The sequence below is a fragment of the Psychrobacter immobilis genome (genome assembly GCF_904846225.1).
Classification (GTDB): Bacteria; Pseudomonadota; Gammaproteobacteria; order Pseudomonadales; family Moraxellaceae; genus Psychrobacter; species Psychrobacter immobilis_F.
The window spans coordinates 1-16,942 of sequence record NZ_CAJGZJ010000002.1; the positions used below are offsets into that span (position 1 = coordinate 1).

The 16,942-nt window shown below is 42.8% G+C and carries 14 protein-coding genes; 8 read left to right on the forward strand and 6 right to left on the reverse strand.

The window, feature by feature from the left end; genetic code table 11:
* The 4 genes from JMX48_RS01705 to JMX48_RS01720 form a co-directional block, all read right to left on the reverse strand.
* A partial coding sequence (locus JMX48_RS01705; protein WP_227687850.1) for an FHA domain-containing protein occupies nt 1–515 on the reverse strand: 515 nt, incomplete at its 3' end.
* Nucleotides 516–652: 137 nt separating this feature from the next.
* The gene (locus tag JMX48_RS01710) at nt 653–1,504 is read right to left on the reverse strand and encodes an RsiV family protein (RefSeq protein ID WP_201533597.1); all 852 of its coding nucleotides are present in this window, start codon (nt 1,502–1,504) and stop codon (nt 653–655) included.
* A gap of 224 nt (nt 1,505–1,728) precedes the next feature.
* Nucleotides 1,729–3,324 (reverse strand): peptide chain release factor 3, encoded by a 1,596-nt coding sequence (locus JMX48_RS01715; RefSeq protein ID WP_201533598.1) that lies wholly within the window; start codon nt 3,322–3,324, stop codon nt 1,729–1,731.
* A gap of 159 nt (nt 3,325–3,483) precedes the next feature.
* Nucleotides 3,484–4,410 (reverse strand): hypothetical protein, encoded by a 927-nt coding sequence (locus JMX48_RS01720; RefSeq protein WP_201533599.1) that lies wholly within the window; start codon nt 4,408–4,410, stop codon nt 3,484–3,486.
* Nucleotides 4,411–4,687: 277 nt separating this feature from the next.
* Here JMX48_RS01720 and JMX48_RS01725 point away from each other — a divergent pair, with 277 nt between their 5' ends.
* The 4 genes from JMX48_RS01725 to JMX48_RS01740 all read left to right on the forward strand — a co-directional run bounded on the left by JMX48_RS01725 (nt 4,688) and on the right by JMX48_RS01740 (nt 10,322).
* Nucleotides 4,688–5,101, forward strand: a complete 414-nt coding sequence (locus JMX48_RS01725) for an organic hydroperoxide resistance protein (protein WP_201533600.1) — start codon at nt 4,688–4,690, stop codon at nt 5,099–5,101.
* A gap of 318 nt (nt 5,102–5,419) precedes the next feature.
* Nucleotides 5,420–8,398, forward strand: a complete 2,979-nt coding sequence (gene polA, locus JMX48_RS01730; RefSeq protein WP_413786332.1) for a DNA polymerase I — start codon at nt 5,420–5,422, stop codon at nt 8,396–8,398.
* Nucleotides 8,399–8,768: 370 nt separating this feature from the next.
* On the forward strand, nt 8,769–9,311 hold the full coding sequence (locus tag JMX48_RS01735; RefSeq protein WP_227687851.1) for a hypothetical protein: 543 nt from the start codon (nt 8,769–8,771) through the stop codon (nt 9,309–9,311).
* 222 nt (nt 9,312–9,533) lie between these two features.
* Nucleotides 9,534–10,322, forward strand: coding sequence for an SDR family NAD(P)-dependent oxidoreductase (locus tag JMX48_RS01740; protein ID WP_201533601.1), 789 nt, complete (start codon nt 9,534–9,536; stop codon nt 10,320–10,322).
* Nucleotides 10,323–10,374: 52 nt separating this feature from the next.
* On the opposite strand, the gene JMX48_RS01745 is transcribed toward JMX48_RS01740, so the two are convergent.
* Complete coding sequence (locus tag JMX48_RS01745; RefSeq protein WP_201533602.1) at nt 10,375–11,673, reverse strand: right-handed parallel beta-helix repeat-containing protein; 1,299 nt, start codon at nt 11,671–11,673, stop codon at nt 10,375–10,377.
* Nucleotides 11,674–11,833: 160 nt separating this feature from the next.
* On the opposite strand from JMX48_RS01745, the gene JMX48_RS01750 reads away from it, so the two are divergent.
* Nucleotides 11,834–12,166: a hypothetical protein gene (locus JMX48_RS01750; RefSeq protein ID WP_201533603.1), complete on the forward strand. Its 333-nt coding sequence runs from the start codon at nt 11,834–11,836 to the stop codon at nt 12,164–12,166.
* Between the two features lie 124 nt (nt 12,167–12,290).
* On the opposite strand, the gene hemH is transcribed toward JMX48_RS01750, so the two are convergent.
* Nucleotides 12,291–13,310: a ferrochelatase gene (gene hemH, locus JMX48_RS01755; protein WP_201533605.1), complete on the reverse strand. Its 1,020-nt coding sequence runs from the start codon at nt 13,308–13,310 to the stop codon at nt 12,291–12,293.
* Nucleotides 13,311–13,807: 497 nt separating this feature from the next.
* Here hemH and metX point away from each other — a divergent pair, with 497 nt between their 5' ends.
* From metX to JMX48_RS01770, 3 genes are all read left to right on the forward strand, one after another.
* Nucleotides 13,808–15,229: a homoserine O-acetyltransferase MetX gene (gene metX / locus JMX48_RS01760; RefSeq protein WP_227687864.1), complete on the forward strand. Its 1,422-nt coding sequence runs from the start codon at nt 13,808–13,810 to the stop codon at nt 15,227–15,229.
* The gene (metW, locus tag JMX48_RS01765) at nt 15,226–15,840 is read left to right on the forward strand and encodes a methionine biosynthesis protein MetW (RefSeq protein WP_201533609.1); all 615 of its coding nucleotides are present in this window, start codon (nt 15,226–15,228) and stop codon (nt 15,838–15,840) included. Before metX ends, metW begins: the two co-directional genes overlap by 4 nt.
* A gap of 414 nt (nt 15,841–16,254) precedes the next feature.
* Nucleotides 16,255–16,836: a tetratricopeptide repeat protein gene (locus tag JMX48_RS01770; RefSeq protein WP_201533611.1), complete on the forward strand. Its 582-nt coding sequence runs from the start codon at nt 16,255–16,257 to the stop codon at nt 16,834–16,836.
* The last annotated feature ends 106 nt before the right edge of the window (nt 16,837–16,942 follow it).

Genomic DNA, 16,942 nt, shown 5'->3' on the forward strand with positions numbered 1-16,942 from the left:
ATTGGTTCTTCGACAATTGGTTCTTCGACAATTGGTTCTTCGACAATTGGTTCTTCGACAATTGGTTCTTCGACAATTGGTTCTTCGACAATCGGTTCTTCGACAATCGGTTCTTCGACAATCGGTTCTTCGACAATCGGTTCTTCGACAATCGGTTCTTCATTACCACCATCAGCAGTAGGCACAACCACCTGAAAGCTAAAGCTTGCAAAACCAATCGTATCATCCACTTGCAACAGACTCGACTTATTGCCTTCGATACGTTCATCATTGATGAATGTTCCGTTTGATGAATCCAAATCTTTTACATACAACTGACCATTTAGTGTGCTCAGCACTGCGTGATTACGCGATACCTCCTTACTGCCAAGTACCACGTCGTTATCGTTGCCGCGTCCAACAGACAGGCTGTCATTGATTGTCAGCGTCAAATCACCAAGTGCCTCGGTTAACGCATTTAGCTGCCAAGTCCCTTTTTCTACCGCTCTATCCGTGCTATCCATATTGTTCACCATGTAATCACTCCTTATTTTTTCTATTAAATTCCAAATACTGCTGGATAATCTTTGCCAATTTTAAAGAGATTTTGTACTTATTTTAATATAAAACGTCATAATTCAGAAAATGACTGCTCAAATGATTATTGACCAAGTTATTTAGGGATAAAACGAGGTTTCAGAATACCATTTAGTTTACTGTATGGAATACTTAATGTGGGCATACCAGAGGAATAAGGGCCGATAGCGTAATGCTGATAACGAATGTCGATACCTTTATCCGTTAATGTCACATTATCGCTCAATGTAAATGGCCAGTTTTTCTCATAGCTGCTGACATTATTATCAAACGTTTTGACCCATGTTTTATAGGCATCATAGGCAAGCGTTTTAAAGCGCGGTTTTTTTCCTGCTACCAGCATATCATCAAGTTTGACTTGTTTTTTAGCGCTAGAATCGAATATCAAATACTCGCTATAAGGCATGCCATGAGCACCGCCGGTAAAGACATAAGTGTTGATTTCGAACATCTCAAAACTATTGACATGCCCTAGATACTCAGGTGTAACCATCAAGCTATACGCCAATGAACTCCCTTCAGGTATGTCCTTAAATTGTGAGCTAGCAAAATCATTTATGGCAGCTTGAACGTCTGTCTGACTGCTTTTCGTTTTGATAGGCGCTGACTCAGACGGCTTACTATTCACGACCAAATTATTGATACGTGTATTGGTAATACTATTAATCCAAGCGTGATTGGTTTCGAGATATTTGATCTCGATTTCTGGACAGTTGTCACGCTCATTACACAGTTCTTGTATATTCTTTGGAAGCTGATAATCGAGATGATTGCTATGGCTGATAAGACTTTCAGCGTTCACAGACATATTGGCTACACCGATCAGTAATCCACTAGTCAACAGCCCAATCAAACGTAGATAACCGCCTCTTATCGCTAAGTTCGATAGTATTGTTTCTTTATTATCAGCTCGATTAAAAGCGCCCATATATCCTCTTCTATAAAATAATAGGTTACTCAATATCTTAACGTAACCATCACGATGTATTGTAGGAACACTGTTGGTGTTTTTAAGGTGTTACTGCTTATTGCATAACTTATCGCACTACCGTTTTGCTAAGCTTTAGACTAGGCCGTGTCCTAAATCACAGCCAATAAAAAAGACACGGCTGGCGTGTCTTTTTTGTTGGTTATACAATGAGATATCTGATTTTAATGCTCACGAGTATTGCTAAAGGTCACTTCTGGATAACGATCTTGCATCAACTGCAAGTTAACCCGAGATGGGGCTAAATAAGTTAAATAGCCACCACCATCTAGCGATAGCTGGTCATGTGCTTTGCGTTTAAACTTAGCCAGCGCTACCTCATCATCACAGTGAATCCAGCGTACCGTAGCAATCGATACCGGCTCAAACACACACTGCACTTTGTATTCTTCTTTGAGACGATGCGCGACCACTTCAAACTGTAGCACACCCACAGCACCCAAGATTAAATCATTATTAATCTGCGGCATAAACACCTGTGTTGCGCCCTCTTCACTCAGCTGCTGTAGACCTTTTTGTAAGGCTTTGGATTTGAGCGGATCTTTGAGCACCACACGGCGGAACAGTTCAGGCGCAAAATGCGGAATACCCGTAAAGCTCAGTACTTCGCCTTCGGTGAAACTGTCACCGATAGAAATCGTTCCATGGTTATGAAGACCAATAATATCACCTGGATAGGCTTCTTCTAACGCTTCGCGGTCACCTGCGAGGAACGTCAAGGCATCGGCAATGCGTATGTCTTTGCCCAGACGTACGTGATTCATTTTCATGCCTTTTTCGTACTTACCTGAGCAAACACGTAAGAACGCGATACGGTCACGGTGACGGGGATCCATATTGGCCTGAATTTTGAAGACAAAACCTGTAAAGTCTGTCTCCGTTGCCGACACTTCACGCTCTTGCGTGGGATGGGCTTTTGGCGGTGGCGCATACTTCACTAAAGTATCGAGCACCATATTGACACCAAAATTACCCAGTGCCGTACCAAACAAGACTGGCGTCATCTCGCCCGCCAAAAATGCTTCTTCGCTAAAGTCTTCTAGCGCCATTTGTACCAGCTCAAGCGATTCCTCAAAAGCGTCAAACATCAGCTGCCCTAGACGCTCACGTATGTCCGGATAATCATAGCCTTCGCGAGTTTCAGAGACGGTCATCTTGCCGCCATTACCTTTTTCATAAAAGTAAGTCTTGTTTTCGGTCAAATGATAGACACCAACAAAGTCTTGCCCCATACCGATAGGCCACGTCATTGGAATGCATTTAATCTTTAGAACCGCTTCAATTTCACTAAGCAGCTCAAGCGGCTCGCGAATCTGACGATCCAGCTTATTAACAAAAGATATAATAGGCGTATCACGCATACGGCAAACTTCCATCAGCTTGATGGTACGTTCTTCCACGCCCTTCGCACCATCCACCATCATCAGCGCACTATCAACGGCGGTCAAGGTACGATAAGTATCTTCACTGAAGTCGGCGTGACCAGGGGTATCCAGTAAGTTGACCATGTGATCTTGATAAGGAAACTGCATGACGGATGTGGTAATCGAGATGCCACGTTCTTGCTCCATGCTCATCCAATCCGAGGTGGCGTGACGATCTGTTTTTCGACCTTTGACCTCACCCACCACTTGAATCGCCTGTCCCCATAACAGTAATTTTTCAGTCATGGTGGTCTTACCCGCATCAGGATGCGAGATAATGGCAAAAGTACGGCGTTTGGCAACTTCTTTGTTTAATTTCTTTGGATCTACGCTCATAGTTTTCGGCTTCAACGGTTGTGTCATTTAGAAGACAATCTAAATAAATATAATAAATAATGGACGTATTGTAGCCGATTTAGCATCAAGGTGCAGAATTAGCGCATAAAAAAACACTCTCCATTCAGTAAATAGAGAGTGTTATTGGCTTTTTTAACCTTAATGGTAGCGTTGTATTTGCGCTGCCAAAAAGTCTCCTGCCACCTCGTTGACTAGCGTGCAATCTACCACACCGCGACGACTGTCAGTATTCGGCTCAGCGATCCCTTTTTCTACATAGTTTGCTTCATAAACAGCATTTTTGTCATCCGTGCCGTTGGTATATTCGACACCATTGTATTGATAAGCAGGCTGATTTTGGTATTCAAAAAACGTCACTTGCGCTACGTCTTGCTTGTTACCAATTCCAGCGCCAAACTCAGACAATCTATAACCTCTATTGTCACTAAAACGTTCTTCGGCGGCTTTAATCCATCTACCAAGCGACGAATATCCCGTCTTGTTTTTTTCATTAAATGCTAAAAACGAGCGTTCGCTGGTCACTACGGGTATATAACAAACAGAACCTGTTGGGAACGCTGTACCAGCTGGAATATCAGGATAATTATTCAAGTCAGTAATAATGCCGCGACGGTTATTTATATTAGTGCCAGCCCTATAACTGTTCGCTTGCAATCCTGTTAAATCTAGCGTTTTATAATTGGTTTCATACTTGAGTTTATTATTACTGTTTTTTTCATAGATAGGACGTTTGACTGTGCGGCCGTCCACCTCGATATCTTTGTTGTCCAGATTCCCTTCAAAGTTGTCTGCCAATACCATTCTGTTTAAGGTATTCAAACTCTGATTACTATAATTATTAACGAGATTTTTTATCTTAATGTCGCGCTCACCATCACGATATGTCTCATCGATGCGTGCAATTGCACTATCATTGGCTTGACTGTCATAGCTCTTAGCAAAGTTGGTCAGCGTAATTTTATTACTGTCACCACCAGACCCATAACTCCCATCGTCTTCTTCGCAGCCCACCAGCATCAAAGCAAGAAGAGAAAAAATGCTCGGTATTACAATTGATCTGTTCATCAACCAATGTCCTTGTGATGGGTAAGATTTTTTATCAATTATTCTGATGATTTTAGTACAAACAGTAACATTGTTAGTTTATATTATTACGGCATTAATTTATAGTAAAAGCTCGGCGACTGTCTCAATTCATAAAAGCAAATATTTAATACTTTGCTTACAAAGCCACACTATATATTTACGACTGACATATAGAGATGAATGAGTGGTTTGTTATGCTAAGTCTCGTATTAAAACATACCAATCAATCATAAAAACTTAAAATAAAGGATGTATTATGCAAACATTATACTCTACCAAAGCAGCAGTTACTGGTGGTCGTGCAGGTAGTGCCAGCCTTCAAGACAGTGATCTAAAGATTAATATGGTTGCTCCTGGTTCAGGTAAAGATGGCAACAACCCAGAACAGTTATTTGCGATGGGTTATGCTGCTTGCTTCGATGGCGCGCTTGGTGCGGTTAAAGGGGCAGAAAAAGCGAAGTTTGATTCTACTACTGAAGTGTCAGTAGAGCTCATGAAAGGTGAAGGCCTAGATTTTCAATTGGCTGCGAAGATTCATGTCGTTGGTGAAAACACAGAACTGTCTGCTGATGAATTTCAAACGCTAGTTGAAAAAGCACACCAAGTTTGCCCATATTCAAAAGCCACTCGTGGCAATATCGAAGTTGAAGTGACCTCAGAAGTAAAATAAGAAGTAAAATAAGAAGTAAAATAAGAAGTCAATATCTAAATGGGTCAAGCAATACTTAAAGGGTTCAACTCCTTGATAGGTCACGACCTTATTTAAACATTTTTACAAATTTTTGTATAAAAGAATCCAGTCAACGCTGGGTTCTTTTTTTGTTTCGGATTTTGGTATAGCTGATCTGACTTGAAAGCGGTACAAAGCAACATTAATGCTAACAATATTGACGCTAGAATATCTCGTAACGGTTAAGCAGTTCGGCACGCGCTGATTTTATCGTTATAATAAGCGTCTATTTTATCTAATAGCTGATAAGTGACTTTTATGACTGATAATACGACTGACAACATGACTGGCAGTGGGCACAATTCCCACCAAGCAATCGACCCTACCACTTTACCGAATTTTGACACGATGCCCAATGTAGCGACCATGGATACCAGTCACGTGGATAAATCTCAACCGCCTTTTATCTTGGTTGATGGGTCTTATTATCTGTTTCGCACGTATCATGCTCTGCCAAAAACCATGCAAAACTCGCAAGGCCTAATAACCAATGCGATTCGTGGCACCCTCAATGCGCTGCTCAAGCTCATGCGTCGTTATCACCCGACTCACATGGCAGTCTGCTTTGATACCAAGTCGCCAACATTTCGCCATCATATGTCATCGGATTACAAGGCGGCTCGTCCACCCATCGATATCGAGTTGGTCGAGCAGATTCCTTATATTCATCGTTTAGTGACCGCATTGGGCATTCCCTTATTACGTATTGAAGGGGCGGAAGCCGACGATATTATCGGTACGCTGGCCCACCGTGCGGTGGAACAAGGTCATCATGTGATCATTTCCACAGGTGATAAAGACATGATGCAGCTGGTTAATGACTGCGTGATACTAGAAGACAGCTTTACGGGTAAAGTGACGGACACTCAAGCAGTCATCGATAAATTCGGCATCAATCCAAACCAAATGATTGATTTTTTGACCTTGATGGGCGATGCCTCTGACGGTATTAAAGGCGTGCCTGGCATCGGTAAAAAAACCGCGAAAGACTTGCTGGTTGAGTACGGCACCATCGACGGTATGCTAAAACATATTGGCTTTATAAAAGGGCGCGGTGCCAAAGGTTTGATTGAGCACGCAGATGATATTCCGTTCAATGCAAAACTGGCAACCATCGTAACGGATTTGGATATCGGTCAAGACTGGAACGACTTAAAAATCAATACCGATCCTTGTGCCTATATTGATGAATTGCGTGAGTTATATAATGAGCTTGAGTTTAGAAATGAGCTGGCATCACTCGATCATCCGAACCATCCAGCCAATGGCTCGCAAAGTGTCGCGGATAGCCAAGCCGATGCCGAATCACAAGCACAAATCGCTAAATCCCTACAATCGACCAAAATTGATACTATAAAAGACAGCAAAAATCACGATAAAGCGTGGCACACTATTTTGGATGAGCCAGCATTTGACAGCTTAGTTAAATTATTAGCGTCTGCGCCTCATTTTGTCATTGATACCGAAACCACCAGTGTTCATTGGCGCGAGGCACAAATCGTCGGTCTATCTTTTGCTGTACAAGCGCATGAAGCCTATTATGTGCCACTTAAGCACAGCTTGGAAGGCGATGAGCTGACTACCAAGCAACTCGACCGCGATACAGTTTTGGCACGCTTAAAGCCTGTTTTAGAAAATCCAAACATCGGTAAAATCGGTCAACATCTAAAATACGATGCCCATATTCTCAGTCACTATGATATTGACCTCGTCGGTGCGATACACGAGCAGCCAAATAATTGGGCAATGGATACCATGCTTGCCAGCTATGTGATTAACGCGGCTGCCACGCGCCACGGAATGGACGATTTGGCGCGGCATTATCTGCAAACCCAAACCATTAGCTATGAAGACGTCGCGGGTAAAGGCGCGAAGCAAGTGACTTTTGATCAGGTTGCCATTGATATCGCTAGTGATTATGCGTGCGAAGATGCCGATATCACTTATCAATTGTTTGACGTGTTCAGTGTGGAGCTTGCTAACGATGCCAATAATGCCAAATTGCTCCATGAGTTAGAGATTCCAACGGCAGAGATACTTTGTCAAATGGAAGCGCATGGTATTCTTATCAAGCGCCCATTCTTAAAAGAGTTATCAAAACGCTTTGACGAAGAAATCATCGCCCTAGAAAAACGCGCATATGAGGTGGCAGGAGAAGAATTTAACTTAGGCTCACCAAAGCAGCTTGGTGAGATGCTGTTTGACAAGCTGGGCGTGGCTGGTGGCAAAAAAACCAAATCTGGTCAATACTCAACTGGTGAAGCGGTACTGTCGAAGATTGATCACCCGTTGGTCGATATCACTTTAGAGTATCGCGGTTTATCTAAGCTTAAAAGCACTTATACTGATGCGCTTGATAATGTCGCCGATAGCGAGACTGATCGTGTGCATACCAGTTATCATCAAGCATTGACCAGCACTGGCCGACTGTCTTCAACGGAGCCCAATTTACAAAACATTCCTATTCGTACCGCGACTGGCCGCTTGATTCGCCAAGCTTTTATTGCGCCAAAAGGTCGCGTAATCTTAGCGGCGGATTATTCACAAATTGAATTGCGTTTGATGGCGCATTTTTCAGGGGATGATAACCTGACTCATGCTTTTAATGAAGGGTTAGACATTCACGCAGCGACTGCCGCTGAAGTGTTAGGAAAAGAGGTGGCGGATGTGACATCAACCGAGCGCCGTAATGCCAAAGCCATTAATTTCGGTTTGCTCTATGGCATGAGCGCCTTTGGTCTTGCCAAGCAGTTACAGATGAGTCGCGGCGAAGCGCAAGACTATATCGATATGTACTTTGAGCGTTATCCTGGTGTCAAAAACTATATGATTAATACGCGTACCAGTGCTTATGAGCACGGCTATGTCGAGACAATATTGGGTCGCAAACTCTATACGCCTGATATCAATCATAGCAATCGTATGGTCAAGCAAGGGGCTGAACGCGCAGCGATTAACGCCCCTCTACAAGGCTCAGCCGCTGACCTGATCAAACTTGCCATGATTGCGGTTGATAAAGTATTGCCGAAAGATCAGGCAAAAATGCTGCTACAAGTTCATGACGAATTGGTGTTTGAAGTTGATGCAGATAAAGTAGACGCGGTTAGCCAATTAATTACCTATGCCATGCAAGATGTCTTAAGGATGACGGCTGCCCAAAAAGGCTGGCACGTTGATTTTGCTGTGCCGTTACTGGTTGAAACGGACAGTGGTCAGAATTGGGATGAAGCGCATTAATCGCTGACTTATAACTTAAACTAAATGCAGTGAATTTAAATGCAGTGCATTGAAACGTCAGGTGAATTGGCTTTTTCAAGTACTTAGCAAGCGTACCGATAAAGTCAATTTGCCCGTTTCGACGGGCAATGACCTAATGGCTTAGCTCCTTATGAATACCACATCAGTCAAAAAAATGAGCCATTACATTCGATTATAATTTTTATATTAACAATATCCTATGACCCATTAGTTATATTAACGAAAACCATGAGATTGATATTGATGTTATAATGACTGTTGACCAGAATATATAGTTGGATCAACGTGAGCCTGAGAGCTCACTTTTTTTGTTTCAAATTTTTCTGTTAAAAATCAGGAGTCTGTTATTTTGGCAACAGAAAGCATTATTGAAATTCCCGGTAATATAATATTAATAATATGCCTGCTACGCTGCTTACAGTATGTGTGGAAAAGCCATGTCAAAAAAATCCAAGCTTTTTGGCTGGCTTCTGCTCTTATATTTTTGACAGTGATACGTCGTGAGTTGAGCTACTTGCCAGACTTATTTGTGCCAAACGATTTTTCGTTTCTCAACCATTCTTATTATTGGTGGGAGCACAGCACTTTATTCGTCATCTCTCTAATCAGCCTTGGCTTGTTGATTTACGCGTGGCAATATCTTTGGTCTGTCCTGAAAAACGTGAATATCTCGCTTTATATTACGGTGGCCATATTGTCAATACTTCAATATATGGGAGAGAACGCGATTGGATTCCCTCATGCCTTTGGTGGTATCTTAGAGGAAGTGTGCGAGACTGCTATCTACGGCATTGCTTTGGTTTATTTATGGCGATTGAACTTCAATGATTATGCCGATTCATTCAATGATGCAAGTGAGCAGCATTATCAAACGTCTACGCGACAACGGTAACGTTTAACTTTTTATGTCATAAGGCAATTATGACTACTTTCATCCAGTGATGTGCTGGATAAGTAAACCGTAAAATGCCCCATAGATTCTTTGATCAAAGCGATTTCCTTACGCAAAATAGAGTCAGACAAATTTGTTATACTGAGTGTCAGTCCGAGGAACAAGGCATTTGATTGTATGACCTCGATTTATTGATGATAAATAATAAATGAGTTGCTTATTATGAATATATTGATTACAGGCGCATCGCGTGGTATCGGTCTAGCCACTGCCAAACATCTAGTAGAAAAAGGGCATAACGTCGGGCTATTTGCTACCAATACGACGACACTTGAGCAGGTCATTAAAGACAAGGCTTTTAAAAAGGCAATCAAACGAAAGCGTGTCATAACGGGTCAGCTTGATGTCACTCGGCCTGACTCGTGGGACGACGCCATCAATCTAATGATGGACAATTTTGATGGTATCGATGTCTTGATTAATAATGCTGGGGTGCTGGTCAGTGGCGCATTGCCAACGACCGATTTGGATGAACAATTGGCTTTAATCGACGTCAATTGTAAAGGTGTGCTGATTGGCTGCCACAAACTGGCACATTATTTAGCCGATAGCAAAAACGGTAAAATCATCAATGTCTCCTCCGCTTCTGCCATCTACGGTCAACCCGAAGTTGCGAATTATGCCGCCAGTAAGTTTTTTGTACGCGGTCTCACTGAAGGCCTGAATATTGAGTATGAGAAACTGGGAATCAAGGTCATCGATGTGATGCCACTTTGGGTCAAATCAGACATGACAGCCGATATTACAGTGACGAGCATCGATCGTTTGGGTATCAATTTGACGGTTAAGGATGTGGCAAAAACTCTCTATAAACTTACCACTCGTCCTAATCATAAATTAAAAAGCGTGCATTACACGGTGGGCATGCCAGCAAAAGCTTTTCAGACATTGGCACAAATCACCCCTGACCCGTTAATACGTTGGGTCAATACTAAAATTGGTGCCAAGTAAATCTGTACGTTATAGGCTTATAGGCATTAAGCTTATTGCATAATCATCATAATTAAAAAGACGGCTGCTCGATACGAGTGGCCGTTTTGCTGGCTTCTCGAACCTTAGTGGCTTGCTCTGCTGTTTTATCGAGAAAAGTATTGTCTTTAACCACCGTGCCTTTTATCGCTCCCGCTGTGCTTTCTTCACGGACTTTAGACCCAATGACGATAGGCGTACCGACCGTTGCTGCAAACTGATTGCCGCTAATAAGCGTGCAGTCATCTTCCACGATAACGCCTTGATCTACTTGCTCAAAGCGATTATTGATAATCTGATTGTCTTTCGCACTGTCCAAATGATAGCTGGCAAACGGGGTTTCTTTGATCAAATAAGCACCGCACTCAAACCCTTTTAAATTACGCGATTGTCTTGATGCGACCCAAACGCCAACGGCCTCCTCTTCAAAAATATTGTTAGCGATAATATTGTCACGACTCGATTCGGTACGCTTAAAATGATTGCTCTGTGCATCATCATCAGCGTGCTCAAAGCAATTGCGATACAAAAGCACGCTACCAGCGCCATTATGAATAAAATGATTGTTCTCAATACGATTGTTGCTTGAAGAATCAACGGCAATGGCTTCGCGATTGGGCTTAAAGGAGCGAAAACCATTGCCCACAAAGACAGAGTTTTTGATCACATTGTCGCGGCTACCAAATTCTAGATATAGTCCAACCGTACCCGCATTTTGAATGTGTACTTTATCAAAAGTAACACCATGCACATGATCACCGACGAACATGCCACTATTGATACTGTTACGGCTACTGACATTTATGACTTTGATGTTGCTTGGTGCAAGCGCTCGATTGGCAGCAGGATCGATGAAATCGCGCGCGTAACGCTGATTGGAATTGCTATATTGGCGAATATTTAGCGCATGACCATAACCATCCACATGACAATTGGCTACGGTAATATCTTTGATAGCGCTATCTGTCTTGGGTTTCATGGTAATAGCACTCGCCTTCGCGGAATCATCGGCGGTGGTACTGAGCACAGCGCCTTGACAATCAAGCGAGCTATGCGAAGTCGCTAGCTCAAAACGTATCGACTTGCTGGTCAAATCACAGCCTTGGCTAAGTACACTATGTCCTTTAACGGTAACCGTCTGTTTGGGTGTTAATTCAGCACAATTTATTGTCGTCGTGGCTGTCGGTAGCTTAGCGTCAATGATAAGTGGCTGACTTAAATCCACATCGCGACTAGAATCACTATAAGCAACGGGCAAACGCTCACAAACCGTTAAGCTCACTAGGCAGCCTAGCAAAGATAAGGAGATAAGTAATTGACGGGTGGTTACCATAGCAAACCTTCTCAATTTTGTGGCTGCCTTACATTTTTTTAACATGCTGTGACACCTTACCACTATTAGCAGCCAACATAACGCGTCACACTAGCTGTGATAAATAAATTATGATAAACAAAACGATCTATTTCCCATTAATAATAATAAGGAATCCAGCATGGAAAATTCAAAAACCCCATTACCAGAAGAGATGGATCATATTCAAGGCGATACCAATATCAATGATAACAGCCAAGAAGTTGATTTAGACAATCCTATGTTACACACGATTGATAATGACGACGTGATCGATAATAGTGTAGGATTTGATAATTCACAAGTCGGTACGGATGCTACCCAAGGTCTGACGCCCATCCATCGCCAAAATATCGATGAATCACGTGTCGATGAAGTACTGGTTCAAGACAATCTCGATGACAATGATTATCCAGATTCTATGGATATTGCAGATAGAGAAGCCGCCGAACGTAGTAATGATGACGATTTTTAAACAAGCTATCTAATATCTAAGTACCAAAAATCCCACCCGATATCATTCATCGAGCGGGATTTTTTATGCTGAATAACTTTTTATTTTACAAAAATCTTCTAAAAACAGTGTGGCCAACTATTATCTACGCCCAACCATCTAACGTTCCTGCCCAGCCTTTGACCAAAGGCGCGGTCATGGCTTCAAACAAGTCCACATGTGCCTCATCAGCGTTCAATGCTGGAATATAATGATACTCTTGCCCGCCTGCGTTAAGAAAAGTCTCACGATTTTCAATAGCCAGTTCCTCCAAGGTCTCGAGACAATCTGCTGAAAACGCAGGGCTAAGAATTTGGACTGAACGCACCCCTGATTTGCCCCACTCTTCTAACACCACATCAGTGTAAGGCTTAATCCATTCTTGCTTACCAAAGCGTGATTGGAAGCTGATAATCCATTCATCTTCGCCCAGTCCTAGCGCTTGTGCCACTTGGGCAGCCGTACATTTGCAACGCTTGGGGTACGGATCGCCTTTATCGGCATATGGCTGCGGTATGCCATGAAAGCTGAACATTAATTTTTCAGGTTTGCCATGCTTGGCTTGAAAGCGGCGGATACTATCTGCTAGTGCTTTAATATATAACGGGTGGGCAAAATAGTCTTTAACCACGGTAATGTTAGGCAAATTACGCTGATTGAGCGACCATTTGGTAATCGCGTCATAGACCGCGCCTGTTGAGGTGGCAGAATACTGCGGAAATAATGGCAGCATCACGAAATGGTCAACACCTTCAGCGCGCAATTCATCCATAACCGCAGGCAAGCCGGGATTGCCATAGCTCATCGCCGCATGTACAGAAACCCGAAACGGCGCCGCGCTTTCAGCCAAACGTGGTTGCAGCATCTCAACTTGGCGATTAAGAATGTTGCGCATTGGCGAATCTCCATCCCAAATACTGGCATAAGCCTTCGCCACGCGTTTAGGACGACTTGGCAACACAAACAGATTTAGAATAATCGCCCACAAAAACCGTGGAATCTCAATGACACGCGGGTCTGATAAAAACTGCTTAAGATAACGGCGTACCGCAGGCGCAGTCGGCTCATCAGGTGTACCAAGGTTAACTAATAGGACAGCAATACGTGGAGGCAATTTAGGTTTCATAGCAGCACTATTTGATTATTAGGTGAATTAGAAAAAAGACTAGATGATCGCGAAAATTAGCAAATGACATATTATCCAGACATATCTCATTATTAAGACATGGTTGAATTAACACTTTGTTAGTGTAGCATTTTATCCATTCATAACGCAGGGTAAAAGCGCCCTTATATCATTTGATATTCAATCACTGCCTTTCTATTATCCATCTACTATGCCGCCATTATCAAACTAAGCTCGAAAGACTGCGCGTGAAGGTTGTACTCATATGCGCATCGCCATACAATAGGCAGGCTCATTGTCATAAAAACAATGTCAGCAAGAATATAGTGTAGGTAAAAGTCATGTCGGCAAAGCAGTCTGTCGACATATTGCCATTTTTATTTTATTGATGATTGTTGTCTTGCGAGGTAGCTTTGAACGCACGCCCTGATAATACCAGTGACCGACTCCCCAAAGATAAGTCCGATTCGACTAGCCCAGTTGATTCGGTAGGCTCAGTGGGAATTGTCACGCCCGAGATTTTTCATTTTGCTGAGCCATTAACCTTGGAGTGCAACCGTACGCTGCCCTCGTTCGATCTCATCATCGAAACCTATGGCACGCCCAATAGCGACAAGTCAAATGCCGTACTTATTTGTCACGCCTTATCAGGCAACCATCACGCGGCAGGTTTTCATAGTGCCGATGACAAGAAGGCCGGCTGGTGGGACAATATGATTGGCCCTAATAAAGCCATCGATACCAATCGATTTTATGTGGTTTGTGTCAACAATATCGGTAGCTGCTTTGGTTCTACAGGTCCAACAACGATTAATCCCGACAGTGCTAACTCAAACGATACTAGCTCAAACGATGCCAATTTAAACGATAAAGGCGAACCCCAAGTATATGGTCCTGACTTTCCGTTGGTTACCATCAAAGACTGGGTAAAAACTCAAGCCATTCTCTCAGACCGCCTTGGTATTGACGTGTGGCACGCTGTCGTCGGCGGCTCGATGGGCGGTATGCAGGCATTACAATGGTCAGTTGATTATCCAGACAGGCTAAAGCGCTGTGTGGTCATTGCTAGTACGCCTAAGCTATCTGCCCAAAACATTGCGTTCAATGAAGTCGCGCGTCAGTCGATTCTCTCTGATCCTGACTTTAAAGATGGACGCTACTTACAAGCAGGCACCTACCCTCGTCGCGGTCTTATCTTAGCGCGGATGGTTGGCCATATCACGTATTTGACCGATGATGCGATGAAAGCCAAATTTGGCCGTGATTTAAAATCTGGCAAGTTTATGTATGGCTACGATGCCGAATTCCAAGTCGAGAGCTACCTACGCTATCAAGGTGAACGCTTTAGCGAAAACTTCGACGCCAATACGTATCTGCTGATGACCAAAGCGCTAGACTATTTTGATCCGACACGTGATTATTCATCCGCAATAAAAATAGAGTCCGAAGAATCATTGGTGCAACTTGAGCACTCAATCAGCGCCTCAATTGAAACTGCCAAAACAGCTTCTGAGATTGACTTAGAAGACCATGCTTTAGAAGATAATGTTTTAGAAGACAATGTTTTAGAAGACAATGCAGCCACTATAAGTGATAACGAACATAATCGTCAGCAAGAACTTACGGCGCTAAAAGCAGCTTTTGACCATACACAATGCCAATATTTGGTGGTGTCATTTACCACTGATTGGCGTTTCGCTCCAGAGCGCTCACAAGAAATTGTCAATGCGTTAATGGCCACGGGCAAGCCTGTTAACTACATCAATGTCGATGCGCCACATGGTCATGACTCTTTCTTATTTGATATTCCGCGTTATATGGGCGCCGTCAAAGGCTTTTTAACCGCGCCATTTATTACTGATAGCTTGCCAAAAAGCAGACCTCACAACAGCCATCAAAAAACAGGAACCTGCTCATGAGAATGGATCATCAATTGGCTGAGCGCTGGATTGCCCCGCAGTCACATGTGCTGGATTTGGGCTGCGGCAATGGCGAGCTGCTCGCGCATTTGCAACAGAATCGCGGCGTGACGGGCTACGGACTTGAGATTGATGAAGAAAAAATCAATGATGGCATTGCTAAAGGTTTGTCTATTATTGAACAAGATCTCAATGACGGTCTAGCGCGTTTCGCGGACAATAGCTTTGACACCGTCGTCATGGCTCGTGCGCTACAAGCAGTAAAAGCACCTGATGTGCTATTGCTCGATATGCTACGAGTGGCTCGCGAGGCTGTTATTACCTTTCCGAATTTTGCGCACTGGCAAAACCGTCTGCATTTGGGACTAAAAGGCATGATGCCCGTCTCAGAAGCCCTGCCTTATGAATGGTATAACACGCCAAACATTCATCTATGTACGTTTAAGGATTTTGAGCAGCTGTGCGCAAAGCATGATATTCATATCATCAATCGCTTTGCTGTTAGTGATTCTGAAAAAGGTCATACTCCGCTCATGAAAACCTTGATACGACAAGCGCCTAACCTATTGGCAGATGTCGCTATTTATCGCGTCACCAAACGGAAATCATAATAATAGTCGGTTTTGGCTAATATGTACTAAAAGTAAAACTGAGGTTAATAGGTAACCATGACATTAGTAAATACAACTTTTAACCTTAACAAAGGTTTGTTTTATTATTACAATTAAGTAACTCTATGATTTTGTTGAGGTCAATGAGGTATAGATAAGAATTGAATCGTGTAATTAGTATTTGAGTTTCGTAAGTTTGGGTGTTAAGCTAGCGAAATAGTGTCGACCGCACACCTATGACAATCATTTATCGATTCAATTAGGATCAATGGCAACACTACAACGATTAATTATATTGCTAATAATTAGGTAAGTTGGTATTGCAAGATTTCACCTAATTGTTATTACCGCCTAAGCTAATTTAGCGGTACAACTTTTTCTTTTGCTTATTAACTGCTTAATTTTGGAGCTGCTATGAAATTATTAAAAGCTGCGTTGTTTACCGCGTTATTTTCTTGTGCCGGTATTGCAAACGCTGAGTTAATATCAAACGTGCCACTTGATACCTCACGTTTTGAGCTAATGCCAGTCAGTGAGCTGTCTGCCAGCGCTGCCCAAGGTAACGATCACGCTCAGTTTTATTTGGCTAAACGCTTACAAAAAGGCCAAGGTATTGCCCAAAATACTCAGCAAGCGATCCAGTGGTACACCAAAGCAGCAAATCAAGGCGTTGCCCCTGCTCAGTTGAACCTTGCCATCATGTACTTGCGCGGTGAAGGTGTAAAACCGAACCTACAACAAGCCCGTGTTTGGTTAGAAAAAGCCGCCATGCGTGGCGACAACCGTGCCAGCTACACGCTTGCATTGTTAGATGAAAAGCAGAAAAATCTTGTTGATGCTTATAAATGGTACGACTTGGCTGCCCGTGATGGTATGTTAGACGAAAAAGTCCGTAACAAAGCACGCGGCAAAATTGGTCAGTTGGCATTGAACTTATCAAGCGCCGATATCGCCAGTGCTCGTAGCAAAGCGGATACTTGGTTTCAGAGTAAATAAATTTAGCAACATATAACTTTATTTTAAAAATAAAAATCCAGCCTTTGCGCTGGATTTTTTGTGTTTAAAAAAATTTCGACTTTTAATGAGCTACTAGTAAGTGTTA

Bases quoted from the DNA above. Each gene is read 5' to 3' on its own strand.
- JMX48_RS01710 (WP_201533597.1), bottom strand. From the start codon at position 1,504: ATGGGCGCTTTTAATCGAGCTGATAATAAAGAAACAATACTATCGAAC.
- JMX48_RS01715 (WP_201533598.1), bottom strand. From the start codon at position 3,324: ATGAGCGTAGATCCAAAGAAATTAAACAAAGAAGTTGCCAAACGCCGT.
- JMX48_RS01720 (WP_201533599.1), bottom strand. From the start codon at position 4,410: ATGAACAGATCAATTGTAATACCGAGCATTTTTTCTCTTCTTGCTTTG.
- JMX48_RS01725 (WP_201533600.1), top strand. From the start codon at position 4,688: ATGCAAACATTATACTCTACCAAAGCAGCAGTTACTGGTGGTCGTGCA.
- polA (WP_413786332.1), top strand. From the start codon at position 5,420: ATGACTGATAATACGACTGACAACATGACTGGCAGTGGGCACAATTCC.
- JMX48_RS01740 (WP_201533601.1), top strand. From the start codon at position 9,534: ATGAATATATTGATTACAGGCGCATCGCGTGGTATCGGTCTAGCCACT.
- JMX48_RS01745 (WP_201533602.1), bottom strand. From the start codon at position 11,673: ATGGTAACCACCCGTCAATTACTTATCTCCTTATCTTTGCTAGGCTGC.
- JMX48_RS01750 (WP_201533603.1), top strand. From the start codon at position 11,834: ATGGAAAATTCAAAAACCCCATTACCAGAAGAGATGGATCATATTCAA.
- hemH (WP_201533605.1), bottom strand. From the start codon at position 13,310: ATGAAACCTAAATTGCCTCCACGTATTGCTGTCCTATTAGTTAACCTT.
- metW (WP_201533609.1), top strand. From the start codon at position 15,226: ATGAGAATGGATCATCAATTGGCTGAGCGCTGGATTGCCCCGCAGTCA.
- JMX48_RS01770 (WP_201533611.1), top strand. From the start codon at position 16,255: ATGAAATTATTAAAAGCTGCGTTGTTTACCGCGTTATTTTCTTGTGCC.